Origin of the sequence: Streptomyces durocortorensis (assembly GCF_016901035.1) — a bacterium.
Lineage (GTDB): Bacteria > Actinomycetota > Actinomycetes > Streptomycetales > Streptomycetaceae > Streptomyces > Streptomyces durocortorensis.
Genome location: NZ_JAFEUF010000492.1, coordinates 1 through 1398 on the forward strand (window position 1 = coordinate 1; position 1398 = coordinate 1398).

Below are 1398 nucleotides of genomic sequence, written 5' to 3' on the forward strand. Positions count from 1 at the left end.
CTTCCCCTCCGTGTACCACCGGCTCCCGGCCAGCGCGGCCGGCAGCAGCACGACCACGACCGGCAGATAGGACGCGAGCAACGACAGATCCCACCGCGCCCCGGCCCAGGCCAGGGAGGCCCCCGCGATCCCGCCGAGGCTGTAGGCGGCGTGAAAGCCGGTCATGATGCTGCGCCCGTAGGCCCGTTGGAGGCTGACGCCCAGCATGTTCATGGACGCGTCCAGCGCCCCGACCGCCAGCCCGAACACCCCGAGCGCGACGGCGACGTGCCACATCTCCCGCCCGGCGCCCACCCCGAGCAGAGCGAGGAGGACGAGGGGCTGGGCCCACCGCAGGACGACGCCGGGCCGCACCCGCGCGACCAGCTTCTCGGTGGCCACGCTGCCGGCCCCCGCCAGGATCGGGACAGCGGCGAGGAAGACGGGCAGCAGCCCGTCGGATATCCCGTACTGGTCCTGGATGGCGGGGATACGCGTCACCAGAAGAGCGAACGCCACGCCTTGAACGCCGAAGCTCAGCCCCAGGGAGGCCCTGCCGTACCGCAAGCCAGCATCCGTCATGGCCGCGAGCGTAGAGCCAGGCGCTACCCGTGGGTAGACGGATCAGCCGAGCAGTTTCCGGACGGGCGATGTCCGGAGGAGGGGCTTCAGGCGAGCAGTCCGGGAAGCTGCGCCATGTCCGAGAAGTGCCCGGTCACTCCGACGAGCCGGTCAGCGGGCATCATCGACGTGAACCCGTACACGTCCATCCCGGCCGCCCGCGCCGCCTCGACCCCGAGCGGGCTGTCCTCGATGACGACGCACCGCTCCGGCGCGACGCCCATCCGCTCGGCGGCGTGCAGGAACAGGTCCGGGGCCGGCTTGCCCCGCCCCACGTCCTCCGAGCTGAAGATCCACTCCTCCTCGAACCACTGGTCGATCCCGGTCTTGCGGTGCCCGACCCGGATCCGCTCGTGGCCTCCGGAGGAGGCGACGCAGTAGTCCACCCCGTCCGCGACGAGCTTCCCGAGCAGTTCCTCGACCCCGTCGACCGCCACCAGCTCCTGCTGGAATGCGGCGAACGTACGGGTGTTGAGCGTGGAGTCGAAGTCCTCGGGCAGCTTCTGCCCGGTCCGCTCCTCGACGAGATCGTGGACCCGGTGCACCGCCGACCCCATGTAGTCCTGGAGCGATTCCTCGTACGAGGTGGGGTGACCGAGTTCGGTCAGGTAGCCGGAGAGGACGGTGTTGGCGAGGGGCTCACTGTCGACGAGCACGCCGTCGTTGTCGAAGATGACCAGTTCGTAGCGCATGGTCCGACCCTAGACGTTCAGAACGCAGAAAAGCCCCGCACCACAAGGGTGCGGGGCTTTCCCACAAAGGTTGTTCGGCGGCGTCCTACTCTCCCACAGGGTCCCC

The 1398-nt window shown here is 69.7% G+C and carries 2 protein-coding genes; both read right to left on the bottom strand.

The window, feature by feature from the left end; translation table 11 throughout:
* Positions 1–561: MFS transporter (locus JS521_RS35670; protein WP_504740032.1), on the bottom strand; the 561-nt coding region annotated here is incomplete at its 3' end.
* 86 nt (positions 562–647) lie between these two features.
* Complete coding sequence (locus tag JS521_RS35675; RefSeq protein WP_205086991.1) at positions 648–1292, bottom strand: HAD family hydrolase; 645 nt, start codon at positions 1290–1292, stop codon at positions 648–650.
* Between the last annotated feature and the right edge of the window lie 106 nt (positions 1293–1398).

Coding starts and splice junctions, on each gene's coding strand:
- JS521_RS35675 (WP_205086991.1), bottom strand. CDS start 1,292: ATGCGCTACGAACTGGTCATCTTCGACAACGACGGCGTGCTCGTCGAC.